This is a genomic window from Novosphingobium organovorum (assembly GCF_022832435.1).
Taxonomy (GTDB): domain Bacteria; phylum Pseudomonadota; class Alphaproteobacteria; order Sphingomonadales; family Sphingomonadaceae; genus Novosphingobium; species Novosphingobium organovorum.
Genome location: NZ_JALHLF010000264.1, coordinates 1 through 567, shown reverse-complemented (window position 1 = coordinate 567; position 567 = coordinate 1). Strand labels below are relative to the sequence as shown.

Here is a 567-nt window from a genome sequence, read left to right as displayed (position 1 = left end):
GCGAGCGCGCCGCGCTTGCCGCCCGGCTTGAAGGCTATGGCCTCGCCGACCTTGCCGCGCGGCTGCGCCGGATCGAGCTTCCCCCGCAAGACGGCACGCCGCACGAGGGCACGGCCCTTCTCGCCGCAGCCTATGCGCTTGCGCTCGCGCGGCGCCAGCGCTGCACCCCCGTCTGGCTCGAAAGCGCCTGAAGCGGCCGCGGCCACCAATCGTTAAAAAATTCGCGAAGCGCTGTCAGATCGACGTTCCTGCCGCGTCTCGTCGGTGAAGGGAGCAAGGGCCGCCTCCCCACCGACCGGTCCAACTTGCACAACCACCAGACCATCCCAGCGTCCGTCGTCTAGCGACGGGCACGCCGATTTCCTGCGCCCGCTCGACGCGGCGCGCAAGCCCTTCGGGGCGCGCCCTGCCGCGCGCGCCGGAGCCCTCGCGTTCGCGCTTTTTCCGCGCGCCCATCCCCTTGCCAGACAGGACAGACCCTTTGTCATGAAACGCCTGCCCAACCTTCGTACCGCCACCGCCCGATCGGCCCCGGCCGCCGCCTCGATCGCCGCGCTCGCCACCGCG

1 protein-coding gene is annotated in these 567 nt (G+C 71.4%); it reads left to right on the top strand.

Features of this window, described 5'->3' with window-relative positions; genetic code table 11:
• The coding region (locus tag MTR62_RS21160; protein ID WP_244024648.1) for a hypothetical protein at nt 1-191 on the top strand (191 nt) is incomplete at its 5' end.
• Nucleotides 192-567: the final 376 nt, after the last annotated feature.